The sequence below is a fragment of the Microbacterium sp. UBA3394 genome (assembly GCF_002358725.1).
GTDB lineage: Bacteria > Actinomycetota > Actinomycetes > Actinomycetales > Microbacteriaceae > Microbacterium > Microbacterium luteum.
Genome location: NZ_DEPK01000130.1, coordinates 1 through 1866 on the forward strand (window position 1 = coordinate 1; position 1866 = coordinate 1866).

Consider the following 1866-nt stretch of genomic DNA (forward strand, 5'->3'; position numbering starts at 1 on the left):
GCTGGGCATCGGCTTCTACAACCTTGACGGCGCCAGCCTCGTGCGCACGCATCACGTGGAGCTCGACGTGGACGGCGACCTTACGGAGGTGCCGGACCTCGTCGGCCAGAAGCGCCCCGATCTCGTGCTGCTCAACGATGACGACCTCGCCTACGCGAAGATCCGGCTCGACGAGCGTTCGCTGCAGACCGCGATCGACCATCTCTCGAAGATCAGCGATCCGCTCGCCCGCTCCCTCGTGTGGGGTGCAGCCTGGGACCAGACGCGCGACGCGGAAGCCTCGGCGAGCGACTACGTCGATCTCGTGCTGCGCAACATCGGCAGCGAGAGCGAGTCGACGACGGTGCGCACCACCCTCGCCCAGCTGCAGCTGGCCGCGAACGCCTACGTCGCACCCGAGAAGCGCGAGATCACGCGCATCAAGGTCGCCGATGCGCTGTGGGATCTCGCTCTGGAGGCTCCCTCGGGAAGCGACAGCCAGTTGCAGTTCGTCACGGCGTTCGCCGCCGCCGCGGCGACACCGTCGCAGTGGGAGAACGTGCGTGCGCTGCGCGACGGCGAGACCGCTCTCGAGGGTCTCGAGATCGACACCGACCTGTCGTGGCAGCTGCTGGTTTCTCTCGCTGCGGGTGCGGTCATCGACGTGCCGGACATCGAGCGCGCCCTCGCCCAGGACAACACGGCGAAGGGCGGTGAATTCGCCGCCCAGGCCCGTGCCGCCCTCCCCACGCCGGAAGCGAAGAAGGCCGCATGGGCTTCGCTGGTCGAGCGGGATGACCTGCCGAACACGATCGTGCGCTTCGCGGCCATGGGCTTCGTGCACCCCTCGGGTGCGGCACTGCTGCCGGACTTCGTCGAACCGTACTTCGCGATGCTCGACACGGTCTGGACCAGCCGCACGTACAAGATCGCCGAGTATCTGATCACCGGGCTCTATCCGAGCGTGCTCGCGTCGGTCGAGCTGCGCGACGCGACGCGCGCCTGGCTGGACGCCCACTCGGATGCCCCGGCGGCTCTGCGCCGCATGGTCTACGAGAACCTCGCCGGTGTCGAGCGCGCGCTCGCGGTTCAGGAGCGCGACGCCTCGTGATCCCGCTCCGGATGCCCCGGTGCTCGCCGCACAGCGAGCACCGGGGCATCCGTCGATAGGATCGTCGCGATGAGCGCCATCGACTTCGCGCAGGACACGACCGAGCAGGTTCTGGAGACGGACCTGTGGACGGCTGTGCAGGCGTGGCTCGTGGAGGCCGGCACCCGCCTGCTGGCGGTGGCGGCGATCGTCGCGGTGGCCGTGGTCGTCGCATGGATCCTGCGGATCATCATCCGAAGGGTGGTGGACCGCATCGTCCACGGCGCGAAGTCTCGCGCCAACGTTCTCGACACCCAGGCGCTGGAGAGGTCGCCGCTGGCCTCACTCCGACTCGTGCAGCGCACGCGCACCCTCGGCTCGATCCTGCAGAACATCGTCGGTGTGGCGGTGGTGATCGTCTCCGGACTGCTGATCGTGAACGTGCTCGCCCCGAACGCGCTGGGGTCCCTCACCCTCCTCACCGCCGCGATCGGTGCGGGACTGGGGTTCGGGGCGCAGAACATCGTCAAGGACGTGCTCAACGGCATCTTCATCGTCGCCGAGGATCAGATCGGCATCGGCGACGTGGTCGATCTCGGGCTCGCGACCGGCATCGTCGAGTACGTCAGCGTGCGCATCACCCACGTGCGCGATGTCCACGGCACCCTCTGGTACGTGCGCAACGGTGAGATCACGCGGATCGGCAACATGTCGCAGGGGTGGTCGCGCGTGGTCCTCGACATCGGCGTCGCGCGCGCCGCCGATGTCGACCGTGCCGAAGCAGTCATGCTCACGGC

2 protein-coding genes are annotated in these 1866 nt (G+C 68.3%); both read left to right on the forward strand.

The annotated features are described in order from the left end of the window. The coding region (locus B4E30_RS07860; protein ID WP_286794530.1) for an ERAP1-like C-terminal domain-containing protein at positions 1-1090 on the forward strand (1090 nt) is incomplete at its 5' end. A gap of 69 nt (positions 1091-1159) precedes the next feature. Further along, on the forward strand, positions 1160-1866 hold a 707-nt coding region (locus B4E30_RS07865; protein WP_286794532.1), incomplete at its 3' end, for a mechanosensitive ion channel family protein.